The organism is Chryseobacterium sp. HNCC26DJ240, from assembly GCF_057180485.1.
The window spans coordinates 331,935-351,601 of the sequence record NZ_JBXUGK010000008.1 but is presented as its reverse complement, the minus strand read 5'-3'; the positions used below and the strand labels follow the sequence as shown (position 1 = coordinate 351,601).

At 36.9% G+C, this 19,667-nt stretch carries 12 protein-coding genes; 5 read left to right on the top strand and 7 right to left on the bottom strand.

The window, feature by feature from the left end:
* Positions 1–794 precede the first annotated feature (794 nt).
* The 7 genes from AC2A1G_RS17710 to AC2A1G_RS17680 form a co-directional block, all read right to left on the bottom strand.
* On the bottom strand, positions 795–1,118 hold the full coding sequence (locus AC2A1G_RS17710) for a VanZ family protein (protein ID WP_484048218.1): 324 nt from the start codon (positions 1,116–1,118) through the stop codon (positions 795–797).
* Between the two features lie 25 nt (positions 1,119–1,143).
* Positions 1,144–1,521 (bottom strand): glycine cleavage system protein GcvH, encoded by a 378-nt coding sequence (gcvH, locus tag AC2A1G_RS17705; RefSeq protein WP_191737251.1) that lies wholly within the window; start codon positions 1,519–1,521, stop codon positions 1,144–1,146.
* A 354-nt stretch (positions 1,522–1,875) separates the two neighbouring features.
* On the bottom strand, positions 1,876–8,916 hold the full coding sequence (sov, locus tag AC2A1G_RS17700) for a T9SS outer membrane translocon Sov/SprA (protein ID WP_484048217.1): 7,041 nt from the start codon (positions 8,914–8,916) through the stop codon (positions 1,876–1,878).
* 6 nt (positions 8,917–8,922) lie between these two features.
* Positions 8,923–9,507 carry a Holliday junction branch migration protein RuvA gene (gene ruvA / locus AC2A1G_RS17695; protein ID WP_484048216.1) on the bottom strand — a complete coding sequence of 195 codons (585 nt, stop codon included), beginning with the start codon at positions 9,505–9,507 and terminating at the stop codon, positions 8,923–8,925.
* A gap of 273 nt (positions 9,508–9,780) precedes the next feature.
* Positions 9,781–12,069 (bottom strand): NADP-dependent malic enzyme, encoded by a 2,289-nt coding sequence (locus AC2A1G_RS17690; protein WP_484048215.1) that lies wholly within the window; start codon positions 12,067–12,069, stop codon positions 9,781–9,783.
* Positions 12,070–12,082: 13 nt separating this feature from the next.
* Positions 12,083–12,934: an ATPase gene (locus tag AC2A1G_RS17685; protein WP_484048214.1), complete on the bottom strand. Its 852-nt coding sequence runs from the start codon at positions 12,932–12,934 to the stop codon at positions 12,083–12,085.
* A gap of 84 nt (positions 12,935–13,018) precedes the next feature.
* On the bottom strand, positions 13,019–13,282 hold the full coding sequence (locus AC2A1G_RS17680; RefSeq protein ID WP_484048213.1) for a hypothetical protein: 264 nt from the start codon (positions 13,280–13,282) through the stop codon (positions 13,019–13,021).
* Between the two features lie 233 nt (positions 13,283–13,515).
* On the opposite strand from AC2A1G_RS17680, the gene AC2A1G_RS17675 reads away from it, so the two are divergent.
* The 5 genes from AC2A1G_RS17675 (at position 13,516) to AC2A1G_RS17655 (ending at position 19,666) form a co-directional block, all read left to right on the top strand.
* Complete coding sequence (locus tag AC2A1G_RS17675) at positions 13,516–13,974, top strand: GtrA family protein (RefSeq protein ID WP_484048212.1); 459 nt, start codon at positions 13,516–13,518, stop codon at positions 13,972–13,974.
* Positions 13,967–14,701: a lysophospholipid acyltransferase family protein gene (locus AC2A1G_RS17670; RefSeq protein WP_484048211.1), complete on the top strand. Its 735-nt coding sequence runs from the start codon at positions 13,967–13,969 to the stop codon at positions 14,699–14,701. The genes AC2A1G_RS17675 and AC2A1G_RS17670 overlap by 8 nt, the downstream gene beginning before the upstream one ends.
* Before the next feature lie 40 nt (positions 14,702–14,741).
* Positions 14,742–16,505, top strand: a complete 1,764-nt coding sequence (locus AC2A1G_RS17665; protein ID WP_484048210.1) for an MFS transporter — start codon at positions 14,742–14,744, stop codon at positions 16,503–16,505.
* Between the two features lie 3 nt (positions 16,506–16,508).
* Entirely contained in the window at positions 16,509–17,555 is a 1,047-nt protein-coding gene (locus AC2A1G_RS17660; RefSeq protein WP_484048209.1) for a DUF3810 domain-containing protein, read from the top strand.
* A 707-nt stretch (positions 17,556–18,262) separates the two neighbouring features.
* On the top strand, positions 18,263–19,666 hold the full coding sequence (locus tag AC2A1G_RS17655) for a glycoside hydrolase family 28 protein (RefSeq protein WP_484048208.1): 1,404 nt from the start codon (positions 18,263–18,265) through the stop codon (positions 19,664–19,666).
* The last annotated feature ends 1 nt before the right edge of the window (position 19,667 follow it).

The window sequence follows — 19,667 nt, the reverse complement described above, 5'->3', positions numbered from 1 at the left end:
GATAACTCAACACGCTGGTTAAGTGTGGGAAAAGTTTTGGGGAGATGGAAGATGGAAGTTTTAGGGATGCGGGGTTGGAGCATTGGAGGGATGATGAGTCGGAGGGTTGGAGCGTAGAGGTATTGGCTGGTTTTACGGCTGTATCCCGGAGAATGGTATTTTGAAAAGTAATCCAGGTTATTTGGGGTTGGGGTGGAGATAGCAGTCCTACGGACAGCTGATTGTACAATGTTGTATTTTACTACACAGATGCTATTCCTACGGAATAAGGGATGCAGAGCGTGATTCACATGTGTACATGGCTTGCAATCACGGCTATTGTTGTTGAACAATTACAGGTTTTGAGAAATAAAAAACAGAGATACAATTCAACAGCAGATGGTTTGATTCTTCTCCATGGGTTACACCCACGGCTACTGTTGTTGAACCACTGCGTGGTTCGCCTCATAAACAAAGGCAATCCTGGGAGTAATTCGTTATTTATTTGGAAATTTCAGTTTGATGTGTAACAGCACTTGGCTCTTTTTACTTTTTACCTGGCTCTTTTCTCTGGTTCTTCTACTCCACCAGACAACTAAAGTTCTTTGAAAACACCATCGTTACCAGCCCCGATGGCAGCGACATCCTTTTGTGAGACGGGTGGAACGAAGTGGAAACCGACTCACTAAAGATACAGCGGACAGCGGGAAATAGCTCCTAAGAAAAAATTGTGGGAGGATTGGAGAGTTGGAGAAATTTAGAGACTCAGAAAGTATGAATGTAATATTGGAAGGATTTGAAATACAAAGTTTGGATCAGAACTTTTTTGCTAGAAACTTGTAAATGCAATATCCTATAAGACAGCCGATGGTGTCTGCAACGATATCGAGAGTCTCCATGGAGCGGCCGAGGTGCATTTCTTCCTGGAGAATTTCTGTGATGAAGGCGTAAATGAGTATAATTTGAATGTAGTAGATGAATTTTATTTTTGGGAAAGATGCAATGAATAGAAATCCCAATGCTGCAAAGATACTTAAGTGCAAAACTTTGTCGATGCCACTGAACATAAACCAATATTCATGGTTTTCCTGCCCCGGCTTGAGGAGCATAAAAGTAAGAAATGCCCAATAAATGGGCAAAATCTTATTAAATATTTTTCTGAAATTATCCAATTACAGCCTGATATTCTTCTGCAGTGAGCAATTCTGACTGATCTGCGCCTTCAGCAATTTCCAATTTGATAATCCATCCGTTTCCGTATGGGTCGGTGTTTAATAATTCCGGCTGGTCTTCTAATTCAGCATTGAACTCGATTACTTTCCCAGCGATTGGAAGGAAAAGGTCTGATACTGTTTTTACTGCTTCTACACTTCCGAAAACGGCTTCTCCTTCAAGATCTTCGTCTACTGTGTCTACGTCTACGTAAACGATGTCGCCCAATTCGCCCTGTGCGAAATCTGTAATTCCGATTGTAGCGACGTTTCCTTCAATCCTGATCCATTCGTGGTCTTTGGTGTACTTTAGTTCTGCAGGTGTATTCATTTTTAATTTTTTATACCGACAAATTTAATTTAAAATTGGTAAATGGTCAAAAGAAAATTTAATATTTGTTTGATTGCGGGATTGGAGGTTCGGGATGCGGTTTACGGGATTTGCGTTTTGGGTTTGAGGTTAAGGTTAAGGTTAAGGTTAAGTTTAAGGTTAAGGAAGATAAAGATTTCTATTGAGATTTTATTTAACGCAAAGCCAGACAATGATTTTACGTTTTAATTGGTTTCAGAATAACAAAACCGTACACTTAGCGACGAAATACAAAGTGAATAAATGTATAAGATTTCAAAAAAAAATCCCTTTCAGTTTTTCTCTGAAAGGGAATTTGTGTGGTTTAAATTATTTTTAGAATCCTCCGGCATCTCCGAATGTGAAGGTTGCCGATATTCCTGCTCTTACGGTAGACAGCGGGAAGGCTGTAGAGATTTTATATTTTGAAGTCATCTGTTCGTAGAAGACTCTAAGATTCAGATTTTGTGAAACATTGTAATCTGCGGATAATTTAATGTTCATTAAACGTTGTCCGCCCGTTACCTGAGAATCATCCAACAAGATATTCATAATACTTGTACGGCTGTCACGTAATGAGATATCTCCTCTTATATTTAAATCTGCTCCTTTATTGTTTCTGCCTCCACCTCCGGCATTCCCTAATCTGAAGTTTCGGACGATGTAACCAAGACGAACAACATATTCAGTATTGGAATCTTCGGTAATGGTTTGATTTACCAAACCAAGCAACAACATTCTGTTTCTGTTGTACTGAATTCCAAACTGCATATTGTTTCGCATCGTAACATCAATTCCTACAAGCGGTGCGAAAGATTCTACATAACCCACCTGCGAGAATGTAAACGGATTGATACGGTCTCCGTTGACATCGAAACTTCCCGGATTATTAAAATAATCAATGCTCGATTGTACACCCGTTGCAGTGTAAGTTGCATTGTAGCTGTGAAGAATATCAAACTTGGTGAACTGACCGCTGATTACCGGAATATTTTTCAATCCAGACCATGTGATTCTCCAGTTCGGGAACGGAAGTCCGGATTTTCTTGCGTTACCAACCTGTTTTGGTGCCTTACCTTCTACTGCTGCACGGAATGCAGGAATCAAAACATACGCATTGGCAATACTGTATCCTGCAGCGTAACCGTTCGCTCCAGGAGTTCCGCCCAATTGTTGCGAAATTGCCTGAGCATTTTGTCTTATTGCTGCATAAACTGCAGTATTATCTTTAAATGAAGTCTTCACCAGACTTACCGAGTTGGAATAACTGATTAAATCTGTCGCAAAGGTAAGATTTGGATTAGCATTGCCGAAGCCATCTCTGTAGTTGAAACCTGTTTGCGAGAAGTTTCTGTTGTAGGTCTGGATGACATTGAAATCTATTCTTAAATCATTAACCGGCATCATCTGGAGATTAGCCCGCAAATCCCGGGTTGACATCCGGACGTAAGGATCAATCATTAAATCTGATGTACTCACCCATCCGTTTTCAATCACTGTTCTTCGGATATCTGCCTGCGAACCTAGAAGGAAACCTACCGTTGGACCGCCCAAAGTCTGTCCCACTCCGTACCAGTTTGGAGCAGAAATAAGCCCCGGAAGTACAGTTCCGTTATTTTCCGAATAGGTTACATCCAACTGTTTGAACGAGGTAAGGAAAAATGCTGCTCCCTGTAATGCTGTGAGTTTATTTTTGTACTTATATTTTTTGTAAGCATATCTTTTTTTCTCCCAAGCCTGTGTGTAAGCAGTATTCAAAGAATCTGTCTCTTTTTTTCTTTTTCCTAAAGTCTCGGTAATTCTTTTAAAATAACTGAACTGACCGAAGAAACGTGGAAGATCTGCCGTAGCATTTGCCTGAATTACATTGGTATTTTGACCAATGGAACCTAAACTTCCTTCTGCACTTGAAAGTAAAGCAGTTGATCTTGCATTCCAATTATAAGTGAAACCGTAGCCAACCTCAGCATCTATAAATTCGAGATACGGAAGATATTGGAAAGGCAATTTGTAATTCAGCTGAACTCTGTGATTGTACAAAACCGGTCTACCCGCACGGAATACATTTCCGAAGATGGAAGAATTATCCATCGTGTTGACATCTACCTGATCATTTAATGTTCTTGTTGCTGAATTGATTTCCAGTTTTAATGATTTTGTAAAATTAAATCCTAAACCATACTGCCAGCCAAAGTAGAAGTTTCTGTTTTTAATTGCTGCGAAATCATTTCCAGGATTTCCACTTAAAATCGATTCAATATTTCTGAACTCAAGCTCGTTGTAATTTCTGTCGATTTCGGTTCTGAAAGATAATCTTGTAGGAATAGGATTAAAATTAAATTCTTTTACCCACTTCAAATATTTATACGATTTTGCAGTATCACTGATCAGTTTATTGAAAGGCTTAATCACCCAAGGTTTAAACTGATAATTATAATCTACATAACCTCTCAGATATTGTCTGTAGTTTTTCTTGGTATAAATATCCCTGTAATGATCGTCGTTGTAAACGGCGGTTACCGAGATATTTTCTATATCATAGAATTTTGGTTTTTTGTCAGGATTTACTCTTTCCTTATGCATATTGACTACACCTAAACTTCTCTGCTGAGTGTAAGTACGCGCTACTTTTTTAAGTTCTTCTTTATTGGCAGCCTTGCTGAATTCTACATCGGTATCCAAAGGATTATACTTCGGATCTTCGATGGTTTGTGAGTAAGAATAGTTGACAGGAATTTTAATACCTGTTTTTTCAGGTAAGAATTTATCTGCGTTGATAGCCGTATTAATGCTGAATGCTGACTGACTTGCCTGGCTTCTTTCGGCAGGTTTAGAATCTATATTCCCAAAACCTACAGATGAGTAAGATGCATTGGTATTTACCGTTGCAAAATCTCCAAGGTTGAAATTTAAACTCGCATTTCCTGCATAACCGCCATCGTTTTCAATTTCAGAAAGACGGATTTCGTTGACCCAAAGAACTCTTCCGTTATTTCCAATATCACCTCTCAGATTGCTTCTAATACCAATCATAATCGTGGTAATATTTCCTAAACTAGGACGTCCTTTAATATAGATTTTTTTATTATCATCCCCAAACTGGGTATCTTCTCTTCTGTCGACAATGTTACCCGGGAAATTTCGGTCTCTTCTGATTTTAGCATCTACAAAGTCCTGAATATCAAAATTCACCTCATTCTCAATTGGCCAGATTTCCATCGGTGTAGTCGCTGTTCTTTGGGTATATTTTACCGAAGATTCATATTCATAATAATTATCCGCACCATCACTACCAAAACGAATAAAGAATTTCACATTAGGATCTAAATCTGAACTTGCTGGAGTGTCAAGGTTTTGCGCATGTACAAAAAGTCTCAGTTTTTTGTATCTTCTCATATCCAGCGTAGTATTTTTGAAAACACCTCTGGATTCGGCACCCATATTTCTTACTTTCAAATAAAGAGAAGATTCATTCTGTCTTTGTGCACCTGCGTTTCCGCTCAGTACCTGTCTGTCGATTCCCGGAGGCAAAACATAAGGTGGTTGGTTCAATGCATTTTCTTCAATGTTTACACTTCCAACTTCGAAATTATCGTTTAGTGTTGCAGACCCTGTTGTACCTTCTGTAGGTGAGTCAACTGTTGGGCTTGCAATTTGATTAGGATATTTTCTCCAGTCAGATCTTACCAAATCCATGGTTCCGAATCTTAACGTAGAAACATTATCAAAACCAGTTAACATCATTCTTGCGAAACGTACGTTATTTAAGATAGATGGATCTTTATCTCCACCTGCAAGAGCATCATTATACTTATTAACAGGAATTCTGAAAAGGAACCATTTCACATCATCGGTCTGACCGTTCTGGAAAGTAGCCTGAACTGTTTTTACGTCAACAATATTGTTTTGTCCTAAAGTTAAACTTGCCTGATCAAGATTTACAACATATTCGTTATATTTTTCACTTTGATCCAAATTGTAATCTCTGTTGATATCTTCCGCATCCGGTGTCTGAGAAGCTACTTCAAGAGAATTGCTCTCAGAATTTCCTTCCGGACCTCTGAAATATTTATAACGCTGAACCAATGAAGATGCTAAATTTCCAGTAAATCTTGTAGAAAGATAAAATACGAAATCATCAACTGCGGGGTCAGCTAAGTTGGTAACGGGATTCACAAATGTATTCCCGAATCTTGCAGCTTCCTGATCTGAACTCAAACCATCATAACCTAAATCCTGTGCAGTTCTGTCTGTACCTTCTGTAGAGAAAGCATATAAAATCGGAGGTTGTTTTGGCTGAATACCCCAGTTTGAATTGGTTGTCGTAGAAGGAGCTGAAGGTACCGGAAGACCGTTTTCGTACTGCATCAAGCCATCTTTCAGAATATCTTCGGATACGTTTCCTAAATGTAATAAAAGCTTCGGAGCACCACCCGGCTGACTCAAAGGTCTGTTATCGGCATAAGGATCCATCATCCAGAATTCCACATATTCAATATTCGAATTGATAAAGTTGGAAACACTGATTGGTCGCATAATCCCTGCCCATCTTTGCTGCGTGGTTTCAGTTGCTGGATTTACGTTGTATGGTCCTTTTTCGTTTGGATAATAAGAAACGTCAAATGTATTGGTAAATGTCTGCTCACCCGCTACAAAGTCTCTGTTGTTGAAAATTTCAGAAAACTGAACCCTTCTTGAAGCGTGATTGGAAACAGACTGCGCTGTAATTCCTTCAGGAGGTCTTCCTCCCACACCCCAAAATCTCGGGTCGATGTTGTACCAGGAAAGCAAACCTCTTCCGTAACCATTCGTAATGTCATTATTTGCACCGGCACCGTTGAACAGAGGGTTACCCTGATTCTTTTCAGGCTTCGAAGCTAAGCTCCATGCCGTGGGTTCTTTTAAAGAAATCTTTGAAGTCGTCTGTTCAAAATCGTCAATGTACGACTGATCGTTTGTTCCTTTATTGATTCCTGGGATAAGATAAGCTCCCTCCATTCTGAAGTTCAGATTAGATGGTGCTTCTGTGTTGATTCCAGGAATTTTATCTGTTAATCTCGTCAGAAATGGCAATTGGTTGTTGTACAACATATTGATTCCTGCCATGGTATTGTTTACCGCTTCCTGACCGTAATTGACCTTTTGAGTTAAAGGAGATTCAGAATAATTAACAACCGTTCCTCCAAAAATAAAGTTTTCGCTGACTCTTCGTTCTAAATTCAAACCTAAAAATCTTTTACGTTGTGTGTTAAATGTCAACTGATTTTCAAGGGAAATATTGATGGCCTGACCAGACTGTTTTACATTTTCATTGATGATCGTTACAGATCCCAACATATAATCTACGGTATAATCTACACCTTCAGTCAACTGAACTCCGTTGGCTGAAACTTTTACTGAACCCTGAGGTACGTTTACAGCTCCAAGAGAAATCCCCTGCCCCTGTGCGCCTTTGTATCTACCTTCTAATGTATATCGCTGGGCAAGACTGTTTGCGCTAGCCACCTGCTTTTGCTGAGAATACAAATCTGAAAATACATACTGAGGATCGTTAGTTCCCAAAACCGACTGCATGTGACTACCGAATGGCTGTGCTTTGGTAAAAATCAGTTTCCCGAATTCAGGTCTTACTGTAATTCCGCTTACGAAATCGAAAATACCATCCCCTAAAACACCATTGCTTGACTGTAAATCGCCATTCAGGTTGAGTCTGTCCCAGTTTAATAATTTTAATAAATTGATATCTGCAACAGTTGTCCCCGGCAGATAATTTACCTTACCTCCAGTTTTTGGATCACGGTACAAAACATTTAGGATAAAACCGTCCTGATCCACCTGACCTGCATCCAAAGCGTAGATGTTTTTCATCATCAAATTCCACATTGGAGATGTTGTTCTTACAGAATTATTCGGTTTAAGTAATTTCGTGACTAAAACAGGACTTTCTTCTGAAAATTCGCCGACTTTATATACCTGGCTGCTGCCGTTTAATGTATAGGAATATGATACAGCCAATAACTGTTGCTCATTGAGTTTCTGATTTAATGAAATATAACCTAACTGTGGATGAAAGCTATACTCGTTACTATTAAGTCTTCTTGCTTTTTTATTAAAAATAAATTCCTCATCATTGGCATAAGGTGTAGTACTTCCCGGAAAAGTCTGACCTATTAGTATATCACTGTAGTTATTTGCAGGATCTCTGGGTGCACCCATAGCACCAGTAATTGCCTGATAGAGACCATTTTGAGAATTATCTGGAGTTCCAGACGCGCCTTCTCCCAAATCTCTGATTCCGACTATACTTTTCTGATACGCAAGATTAGAATTTCCCTGATCTAAAACCCAGACTTCCATTCTTGCAATGTTAATTCTTGAGTTGATTTGAGGATAATTTAATAAAGCATTATCATAATTATTAAGAAAATACTGCCCAATATAGTAATGCTGATTTTCTTCGTAATCAATGGCGTTTATTTTAAACGTATTCATCACACCGCCACCCTGTACAACGATGTTTCTTGCTTCACCCTGCTGCTGAGACATCACCACCGTTCCAAAAGTTTTGCCGAGCTGAAATTCAGATTTTATCCCGAAAAGAGACTCTGAACCTCTGATTAAACTGGTAGAAAGCGGCATATTGACATTACCAAACTCTATCCTTTTGATAATCTTGTCTTCACCTCCGGCATTTGGTTTGTTGACGTCATTTAATCCTTTGGTTTGAAGATCTTTCCAGGTTCCTTTTGCCTGCCAAACGAGGTTCATTCTGTTTTCGAAGGCAAAACCACTTTGGGTATCATAATTGGCTTTTAACTGAAGATTTTCACCCACTTTCCCAATTAAACCCAATTGAATTCTCTGATCGATATCGAAAGTAAAACTTGTTCTGTTTTGAGGCAAAATTAATGGATTATCAATTTTTTGATACAAACCTGCGAAATCAAAAGACGCATATCCGGAAGGTATAATTTCAATTTTATTGCTTCCAAAAAGCGTTTCGAAAAGCCTGTTATTGATTGTTAAAGAAGGAATCAAACCTAATCTTTCTGCCTCTGCTTTATCTTTACGGAACATCAGACTGTATCGGTTTGATTTGTCTTTGTAATACTCCTTTGCCTGCTGGGCATCCATGAATTCTTTGTAATCCTGAGGCGACATTGCTACGTATGGCCCGGTAATGGTATTGCCTACCTTAGGATAGACGAAATACATTCCGGTTTTAATGTCGTAATAGGCTTCGTAATAGGTAGGATCTTCTACCTGCCAGTCTTTTTTTATGGTAAAACCTGTGGGTTCTTGTTGCGCAAAAACGCTACCCGAAACCAAGAGGAAAAGTAAGACTGAAAATATATTGAGAAAATTAATCTTTTTCACCAAACGTTAAATGTTTTTTAAAATTTGCTTTACTAGTTCTTCCGTTGTGATCTCTGCATTCTGCTTGATCATGCGGTCTGCGATTTTCTCGCTCATCCTTTTTGGAATTCCCAAAACTTCTAATGCTGATAACGCATCTTCCTTGGTTTTATTATTCACCACAGCTGAAATCTCTTCGCCTTCAACTTTGAATTTCTGAACTTTATCTTTAAGGTCTACGATGATTCTTTCAGCGGTTTTTGCCCCGATACCTTTGGCTTTTTGTATCAAAGCACTGTTGGCAGACAAGATTGCTGTTGCAATTTCTTCAAGATTTAAAGTAGATAAAAGAATGAGTGCTGAAACGGCTCCTACACCATTCACGCTGATGAGGAGATTAAACATTTCCTTCTCTAAACGGGTATGAAACCCAAAAAGCAAATGGGCATCTTCGCGGATAATCTGCTGAATAAATAGAAAAGATTCTTTGTTGTGAACCAGTTTTTGGGAAGTCATCAAGCTTATGCCGACATAATACCCCACGCCCTGCACATTGAGTACGGCATAGGTGGGACTAAGTTCCTGAACGGCTCCCTGTAAAGAAAATATCATTATCAATTTTTATAACTCCCAAATATAGTAAATTAAACTAAGTAATAAATTCATTTAACACACGAATGACATTTAACTTTTTTTGTCATCACAACGGCAATAATTTAGGTTAAAAACGAAAAACTCCAAAATAAATTTGAAAAATTAAAAACCTTAGAAAACAAAAAGGCGAGCAGAATTCTATAAATTCTGTTCGCCTTTTTTATTACGCTTACTGATAGGATTTCATCCTATCCTTTATTAAATCGTTCCTTTGGGACTTTTAAATGACCTTTATTTTTTGCTTTCTCTTCTTTGTGCATCTAAAACTGCAACCGTCGCAAGATTCACAATTTCGTCTACGCTTGAACGCATCTGCAGAACATGAACCGGTTGTTTCAGTCCCATCAAAATTGGTCCGATTACCTGAGCAACCTTCATTCCTCTTATAATTTTATAAGAAAGGTTTGCAGATTCAAGATTTGGGAATACAAATGTATTTGCAGGTGTAGTTCCTAATTTTGAGAACGGATAATCACTTAAATGATCAGAATTCATAGCAAAATCCGGCTGAATCTCTCCATCAACAATCATTTTCGGGAATTTCTCATGGAGAATACTTACTGCTTTTGCTACTTTTTTGGAAGTATCAGAAATTGCCGCAAAGTTTTCGAAACCTAACATCGCAATTCTAGGTTCGATAGCAAAGTGTTTTACGGTGTGCTCTGCCATTTTAGCAATATTTACCAAATCTTCAGCCGTAGGATTTTGATTGATTGACGTATCTGCGAAGAAAATAGGTTTCTTTTCAGATAAGATCATCATCATTGCCGCAACTTTATCAACTCCTTTTTCTTTTTCAATTACTTCTAAAACCGGTCTGAGTGTAGAAACATAGTTTTTAGAAAAGCCAATAATCAATCCATCAGTATCTCCATGCTTGAGCATCAAAGGACCAAAATAATCTCTTTGGCGAACATATCTTTTCGCTTTGTACTCGTTCATCCCTTTTCTCTGACGAAGTTTCCAAAGTGTTTCTCTGTATTTTTTTCTGTTTTCTTTCTGGTCGTCATCACTAGGATCGATAATCGGAACATCAATATTGATTCCGAATTTTTCCATCTGTTCTTTCACATATTTTTTGTCTCCCAAAAGAATAGGATGAGCAATTCCTTCTTCGTATAAAATCTGTGCAGCTTTCAGAACATTGTATTCCTCAGCATTTCCTAAAGTAATTCTCTTAGGATTTGCTTTTGCACGGTTTTGCATCATTCTCACCAACTTCTCATCTCTTCCCATTCTGTCGAGAAGCTGAGTTTCGTATTCGTCGAAATCTGTTATCGTTTTTCTGGCAATTCCGCTGTCAATTGCTGCCTTTGCAACGGCGCTTGACACTTTTGTAATTAATCTGTTATCAAAAGGTTTCGGAATAAAATATTCTCTTCCAAACTGTAAATTCTGAACATTGTAAGCTAAAATCACCGCTTCCGGAACTGGTTCTTTTGCCAAATCAGCAATCGCATGAACGGCAGCCAGCTTCATTTCTTCATTAATTCCTTTTGCCTGCACATCCAAAGCTCCACGGAAAATATACGGAAAACCAAGAACGTTGTTTACCTGGTTAGGATAATCACTTCTTCCCGTTGCCATAATCACGTCTTTTCTAGTAGAAAGAGCCAAATCATAAGCAATTTCAGGATCCGGATTGGATAATGCGAATACAATCGGGTTTTCATTCATGCTCAACAACATTTCCGGAGTCATTACATTTCCTTTAGATAAACCGATGAACACATCTGAACCCTTGCAGGCATCTTCTAAAGTTTCAATATCAGTTTGAGCAATAAAATCTAATTTTTCAGGCGTCAGGTTTTCTCTTTTGTGATTGATAACGCCTTTACTGTCGCACATCAAGACATTTTCTCTTTTTAAACCAAGAGAAATATAAAGATTCGTACATGCAACAGCAGCAGCTCCAGCTCCATTGACCACCATTTTTACCTCATCTATATTTTTGTTGGCAATCTGAAGTGAATTAATCAATGCTGCAGCAGAAATAATCGCTGTTCCGTGCTGATCGTCATGCATCAAAGGAATATCTAATTCTTCTTTTAGTTTCTGTTCGATATAAAAAGCCTCAGGAGCTTTGATGTCTTCTAGGTTGATTCCTCCGAAAGTTGGAGCAATACCTTTTACAATCTGAATAAATTTATCCGGGTCTTTTTCGTCAATTTCAATATCAAAAACATTGATGTCTGCGAAAATTTTAAATAAAAGACCTTTCCCTTCCATCACAGGTTTTGAAGCTTCAGCACCAATATCTCCCAAACCAAGAACTGCTGTTCCATTTGAAATTACAGCAACCAAATTTCCTTTTCCTGTGTAGTCATACACTGTTTCCGGCTTATCGTGAATCTCCATACACGGCACGGCAACACCCGGAGAATATGCCAAAGACAAATCTCTCTGCGATGAGTGAGGTTTTGAAGGGATAACTTCAATTTTTCCTTTGGGTTCAGCTTTATGATAATCTAGCGCGGCTTGATTGAAATTTTTTTCGTCGCGTTGGGTTTTACTTGACATAGAATTTTCTTTTTTAGAGTATATATTTAATGTGGTAATCAACCAGACTTTCGATTGGTTTCTGTACAATGTGCCCCACATTCAAATTGAGTTCTGACGCAGCAGAACGTAAAATATTTTCGTAGTAATAAGCAATAGAGCCTATGAAATTGATTTCGGCATTATGTGATTCTTCATAAGGAAGAACCTGGTAATCGAAGAAATTTTTCATTTCTTCCAAAACCATAGCCTGAAAATAAGGATGATCTTTTCTTTCGACAACAAATTTGTTGAAATCTGCCAGATAGGCGTTGGGTCTTGTTTTGTGATACATGTTTTGCAATGCTTCATCAATTGTCAACCCATAAATTTCTTTGAATTCTGAATGTAAATCCGGAGGAAGTTTCTGCATGAAGAATCTTCGCACCAATTGTTTTCCGATGGCACTTCCGCTCCCTTCGTCGCCCATGAGATAACCTAAGGAAGGAAGTTTTATCTTTAAATTTTCTCCGTCAAAATAACATGAGTTTGATCCTGTCCCCAAGATACAGACAATGGTTGGTTTACCATTATAAGCAGCATAAGCAGCAGCATAAAGGTCTTCTTTTACAATAATCTGTGCATGGGTAAAAACTTTACCAATTTCCTGCTCAATGGTTTCGCAGTTTTTTCTCACACCACAACCAGAACCGTAGAAAAAAATCTTGGTAATTGAATTTTTAAGTGATGTCAAACTGTGATTTTTCTCAATCTCTGGTACAATGAGTTCTTTGCTGATAAAATTGGGATTGAAACCAATGGTTTCGGACTTTAAGAAAACATTTTTGAATTCATCTAAGATTACCCAGTCAGATTTAGTAGAACCACTATCAACAATAGCAACCATATTTTACAATTTCATTTAAAGATGCTAAAGTATGAATTTATCTTGAAAAAGTAGGGTAAAGAACGATGACATTATTCACAAAAATTAAGGATGTGCCTCATTTTGCGAAGTATTATATTGATGTAGCCAATCTTCAATTTCGTCTTCGAGATAAGAAGTCTGAAGGATCATCGCATCAAGGAAATCATCTGGTACTGCCTGACCTTCTGAATTTTCTAAATCCCAAAGATCATCTGACATATTTTCATACTCAGAATACACTCTTTTGAAGCGTGAGCTTTGTCTTTCTAAATCTTCAATTTTCTTTTGCTGAAGCTGAAATTTTCTGTATTTGTTTTGACGTTCCATACAAATATTTTATTGTTTGATGTGAATTTAGTTGAGTGAATTATGCTGTAAACAAGCACTACAAGATAGATAAAACTCCAATCCCAAAAGATTGAAAATTAAATAAATACCAGGTATCGATTCTTCAGTTCTGAAAATTAAATTTAGAAATAATTTTCAATGGAGAAAAAAAATTAACAACTTTTTTTACTGTTTAACATATAGTTATAACTTTGCAGCAATTGATCAATTTGATGAAAGATATCCTAATAAGGCAGAAACAGGTACTTTTTTTTATTATTGCAGGTGGCCTGAGTGCAATTGTAGAAATAGGAAGTTTTAAGATTTTCAGTTCTTACTTACCTCAGCTTTTTGCAGAAGAGACAAATTTCCATGGAATACATTTTCCCTTAAGTAATATTTTTTCAACCTCATGCGGGATTATTACCAATTACTTTCTGAGCATCTGGTTTGTATTTGAGCGAGGGAAACATTCTAAAAAAAGAGAGTTTGTCTACTTTATGGCGGTTTCCGTGATTTCCACATTATTCAGTCTTATTTTCTTTCAGATATTCTATAGTTTTGTATTCAAAGATAATATCGATTTGATTGTTTATACTTTAAGTCCGGAAATATTAAGTAAAATATCTGCGATTCTTCTGGTTTCGATTCTGAATTATTCCGTTAAGAAAAAAGTAATATTTAATGGATAAACTTAAAAAGATTCTCAATTATCTCTGGCGTGGCTGGCTGATTATTCTTGCGTTTGTTTTAACGATAATTTTCGGAATTCCTGTTTACATTTTTTCTTATAATCAGAAACATTATAAATATGCTTATAAATTTATCCGATTTTGGTGCTACGGAATTTTCTACGGAATGGGTCTTCGCTACGAACTCATCAATCTGACAGACAAAAAAATTGATAAAAACCAGCAGTATGTTGTGATATCAAACCATACTTCAATTATGGATATCATGCTTCCGTGTATTTTATTTCCAGATCATCCGCTTTGCTATGTCGGAAAAAAAGAACTGGAAAAAATTCCGATTTTCGGAACAATCTACAGAAGAATCTGCGTCATGGTAGACCGCAGCAGCGCCAGAAGCCGTGCCGACGTTTACAGAAGATGCGCCGAAAAGATGGAAGAAGGCAACAGCATTGTTCTTTTTCCGGAAGGTGGTGTTCCCGATGACACTTCAGTGGTTTTAGATGAATTTAAAGACGGTGCGTTCACACTCTCATCAAAACACAACTCTCCGATTGCTGTTTTCACTTTTGTAGGTTTAAAAGAAATTTTTCCTTTCGACAACTCAAAAGGGCATCCAGGAAAAGTAAAAGTATATTTTAATGACATCCTCGAGCCGACTACCACTCCTAAAGATTTAAAATTGTCTGCTTTTGAGACAATAAAAAAAACGCTTGCGGAATACAGTTAATTGCATAAATAAATTATATTTGTGTAATTAAAAAAACAAAATGGATTCAAACCCGCAACAGACCAAATGGTCTCAATTTCTCTCACTCATTGTAGTGTTCTTTTTCTGGGGCTTCGTAGCCGCAAGTAATGATATCCTAATTCCCGTATTCAAAAAATGGTTTGTACTTTCACAGGTGCAAAGCCAATTGGTAGCCTGGGCATTTTACGTGGCTTATTTTGTAGGTTCGGTAATATTTTTCCTTGTTTCAATTAAAAGTGATATCCTTCAAAAATTCGGTTATAAAAAAACATTGGCAGTTGGGCTTGTACTTTCTGCTTTAGGTGCATTCTTATTTGTACCAGCTGCTGCCTCAGCTAATTTCTGGTTTTTCCTTACGGCTTTGTTTATAGTAGGACTTGGTTTCTCTGTTCAGCAGATTGTTGCCAATCCTTTAGCCATTAAAATGGGCAGCCCACAGACAGGAGCTCACCGTTTAACACTTGCCGGAGGAATCAACTCTTTGGGAACCACCATCGGACCTATCCTTGTAGGTATTGCCCTTTTCGGTATGGGTAATGATAAAGAAACTACACCATCTGACAAAGAACTATCTAAAATTGAAATCGTTAAAAACGAGTATATCACTCACAGAGACGAACTTGTAAAGAACATCACATCTCTGAAGCAGGATTCAAAAGATGATCCTACAACTGTAGCAACAGCTGTAAGCACTGTTCAGCAGAATGTAGATGCTTTAGATACAGAAATCAACCAAATGAACAATCTTGCTACAGCAAGCGATTTGCAGGTAGACGATTTTTCTGATAAACTTGGGAAAATTAAAGAAAAAACTTCCGCAATCAACTATCCTATTGAGTTTGTAAAGGAAAACCTGAAACTGGTAAAAGGTCCGTTTATTGTCTTAGGAATTGCCTTTATTTTAGTCGCGGTATTTATGCTTTTCTCTAAAATTGAAGATCCTGCGAAGGATGAGGAAGAAACTATTGAAGAAGGAAGTTCAAAATTCAGCATTTTCAATTATCCACAATTGTATTTGGGAATGCTTGCCATCTTCATTTACGTTGGTGTTGAAGTTTCTATTATATCAAATCTTCCAGCCTTGCTTCACACTAAAGAATTTGGCGGCGTTTTGGAACACAATATCGCTCCTTTTGTTTCTCTGTACTGGGGAAGTCTGATGATTGGAAGATGGAACGGTAGTATCAATGTTTTCAATTTTTCTAAAACTACGGTTAACATTTTAAAATTTGTCGTTCCATTTGTAGCATTTGCAATTATTATTGTTGCGAATACGCTCAGCGGAAAAGACGTTTCTTCGTTCTACATCTACGGATTCTGGATTTTAGCTTTCATTGTTATGAGTTTCGTGGGCGGAAAAACTGCAGGAAAAACCCTGATGATTTTCGGAATTGCCGGTATATTAATGATGTTAATCGGTTTGGTATATCCTGATAAAGAAATGGCAAAATATTTCTTCATTTCAGGTGGTCTTTTCTGTTCCATCATGTGGCCTTCAATTTTTGACCTTGCCATTGCTGGATTGGGTAAAAACACAGGTAAAGCTTCATCTTTCCTGGTAATGATGATTTTAGGCGGTGGTATCATCCCATTGCTTCAAGGTTATATTTGTGACTTCGACAAAGTAAATAAGGAAGGAATTTTCGGAATTACATGGACACATTTCTCTTATGTAATCCCGGTTTTATGTTTCGTATATCTGGCATTCTACGGATTTATCACCCCAAGAATCCTGAAAAAACAAGGTATCGAAATGGGCGAATCCACTTCAGCAGGTCATTAAAACATGAGTATTTTACTACATAAAAAAAGATTTTGGGCAGGTATTTTACTTGCCCAATTTGTTTTGTTCTTTATATTTTCAAAATTTGGATTTTGGATTGTCTTTTTTGAAAAACTGTATGACTTTCAGAAAAACATTCACATCAGAATATTTAGTTGGATTCCTTTTTCAGCAGGTGATGTATTTTATATTTTAACAGGAGTTTTCTTAATTTTTCAATTGATTCAAATTTTTAGAAAAAACCTGAGAAAAAAGGCTCTTCTCCGGATTTTAATATTTTTAAACATCATCTACTTCAGTTATCAGATTTTCTGGGGAATGATGTATTTTCAGACTCCTATCATCAAAAAAATATCGTCTAAAGAGAAACCAAATATCGAAAAAGCAAAAATTTTAGCTTTGAAATATCTGGATAAATGCATTGCGACAAGACAGCAGACCAAAGAAGATAAAAATGGCGTTTTTATTATTTCAAATCGAAATACATTGATTGCTGAAATTATAAATCAGGAACAGGCAATCCCTAAACTAATAAGTTCAAAAAAAACACTGTCAACAATATCGGTAAAAAACAGTTTATTTAGTGAAATTATGAGCTACACCGGAATTTCTGGTTACTATAATCCGTTTACTGCCGAGAGTCAGTTTAATTCAAATCTTCCCAATTCTATAATCCCTTTTACGATTGCTCATGAAACTTCTCACCAGCAAGGCTTTGCCCGTGAGCAGGAAGCCAATTTCATCGCCTACTTAAAGGGAATCAATTCTAAAAACATAGAATTGCGTTACAGCACAGAATTTTTTACACTGAAAAGTTTATTGAGATACATTAATAGTGAAGATTCTGCCTTCGTAGAAAATATTATCAAAAACTATTCTTTGGGAATGAAACGAGACCGTGCTTACGAAAGAAACTTTATGATAAGCCATGAAAGCAAACTTGAAGATTTTTTTGGTTTCACCAATGATCTTTTCCTGAAAAGCAACCGCCAAGAAGGCTCAGTTACTTATTCTTACTTCGTAGATCTTCTTCTGAATTATGAAAAATAAAAAAAAGAACCGTATCAGGCGATACGATTCTAAAAACACAAATGATGAAAAAAAATTTATTACCTTGACTTGTTCCCTCATTCAAGGTGATGTAAAAGTACAACAATATTTTAATTTCCAAAATACCTACCACCTTTTTTTACAAACTTTAGTACAAATTTAACAAATAAGGCGTCGTAATTTACGCATTATCACAATAATAAGAATTAACAGTACATTAATAAAACTGCTTAATAATTATAATAATTACTTTAAATCTAATATACATTGCTTCAAAATGAATACAATATCCTTTATTAATTATTAAAAAAATCAACTATTAAAAACATTCAGAATGTTAAATTTTGTTAAATTCAAATCTTTTCTTTGTTTTCAGATAATCAAAAACACTTAACAAAGTACCATAAATAAAGACATTTCCATAAAAAAAAGAGCTCATAAAATTTTAAATTTCCCGCTAATTCATCTTGATAAATCACTTTTTTTCATGAAAAACAAGAGGAAAGGCTCTTCAAGAAATTATTTTATAATTATAATGTGTTATATGAAAACCTTTAAAAATTGCGAGAATTAAAATCAAAATAGTATTAAATTTTCCTCACAACACAATCATTTTGCAAAGTACCGACAGTGCAGGATAATTTTTCTTCGCATTAATATTAGTTTGCAATACAAGAAATTGTTTTAAAATTTGAATCTAAATCATTATGAAAAAATATATTCTAGTTCTATTCGCTTTGGCGTTGTCAGTTTCAGCATCGGCGCAATACAAACCGTGGACTTCCGCAAAACAGCCTTTAAAAGAAATCAAAGCTTTAAAGAAGCAAATCAAAAAACCGGAATTCAGAAAAGTTGATTATTTAATTACAGATTTCGGAGCAGTTGGAGACGGAAAAACGAAAAACACGGAAGCTTTCAAAAAAGCGATTGAAAAGTGTAGCGCTGAAGGTGGCGGAAGAGTTGTTGTTCCGAATGGCATTTTCTTAACGGGAGCAATTTATTTGGAATCTAATGTTAATCTTCATTTAACCGACGGTTCAACAATTTTATTCAGTCAGGACAGCAACGACTACCCCATCGTTTTCACGCGTTGGGAGGGTATGGAATGTATGAATTATTCCTCTTTGATTTACGCTTATGAGGAAGAAAATATCGCCGTTACCGGAAAAGGTACTTTGGATGGAAATTCAGATTTGGATAACTGGTGGTTTTGGTGCGGTGCTACAAAATATGGCTACAACGCATCCCGTCCGGGAAGACAAAATCCTGCGAGAGCGAAACTTCATGAATATATGGCCAACAGAACGCCTGCAAGAGAAAGAATTTTTGGGGACGGATGGTATTTAAGACCGAATTTCGTACAGCCTTACAAGTCTAAAAACTTTTATATGGCGGATGTTTTGGTGAAAAATTCTCCAATGTGGAATTTGAATCCTGTTTTGTGTGAAAATGTTTTAATTGAAAGGGTAAAAGTAATCAGCCACGGACCAAATAACGATGGTTTCGACCCTGAAGCGTGTAAAAATGTCTGGATTAAAGATTCCTATTTCGACACAGGAGACGACTGTATCGCCATCAAATCCGGAAGAGACGAGGACGGAAGAGATATCGGAAGACCAGCCGAAAACCACATCATCGAAAACTGCGAAATGAAAGACGGTCACGGCGGTGTTGTAATCGGAAGTGAAATTGCAGGTGGAGCAAAAAACATTTACGCCATCGGAAACGTGATGGACAGTAAGAATCTTGACCGTGCTTTAAGAATTAAAACCAGTTCAAGCCGTGGCGGAACCATTGAAAACGTATTTTTCTACAATACAAAAGTAGGCGCATACAAAGAAGCGGCAGTGCGTTTCAATATGCATTATGAAAAGCCAGGAAATCACATCCCGACCATCAGAAATATCTGGGTTGAAAATTTAACTGTTGACAAAGGTGGAAAGTATGCCGTATTTTCTGACGCCTACGAATCTTCTCCGGTAACGGATTTCACAATGATTAATGCTAAAATGGTTGGCGTTCAGATTCCTTACAAAGTAGATTATTTAAAAAATGTGACTTTAAAGAACGTAACCGTTAACGGACAGCCATTAACTGAGTTAAAACCATAAA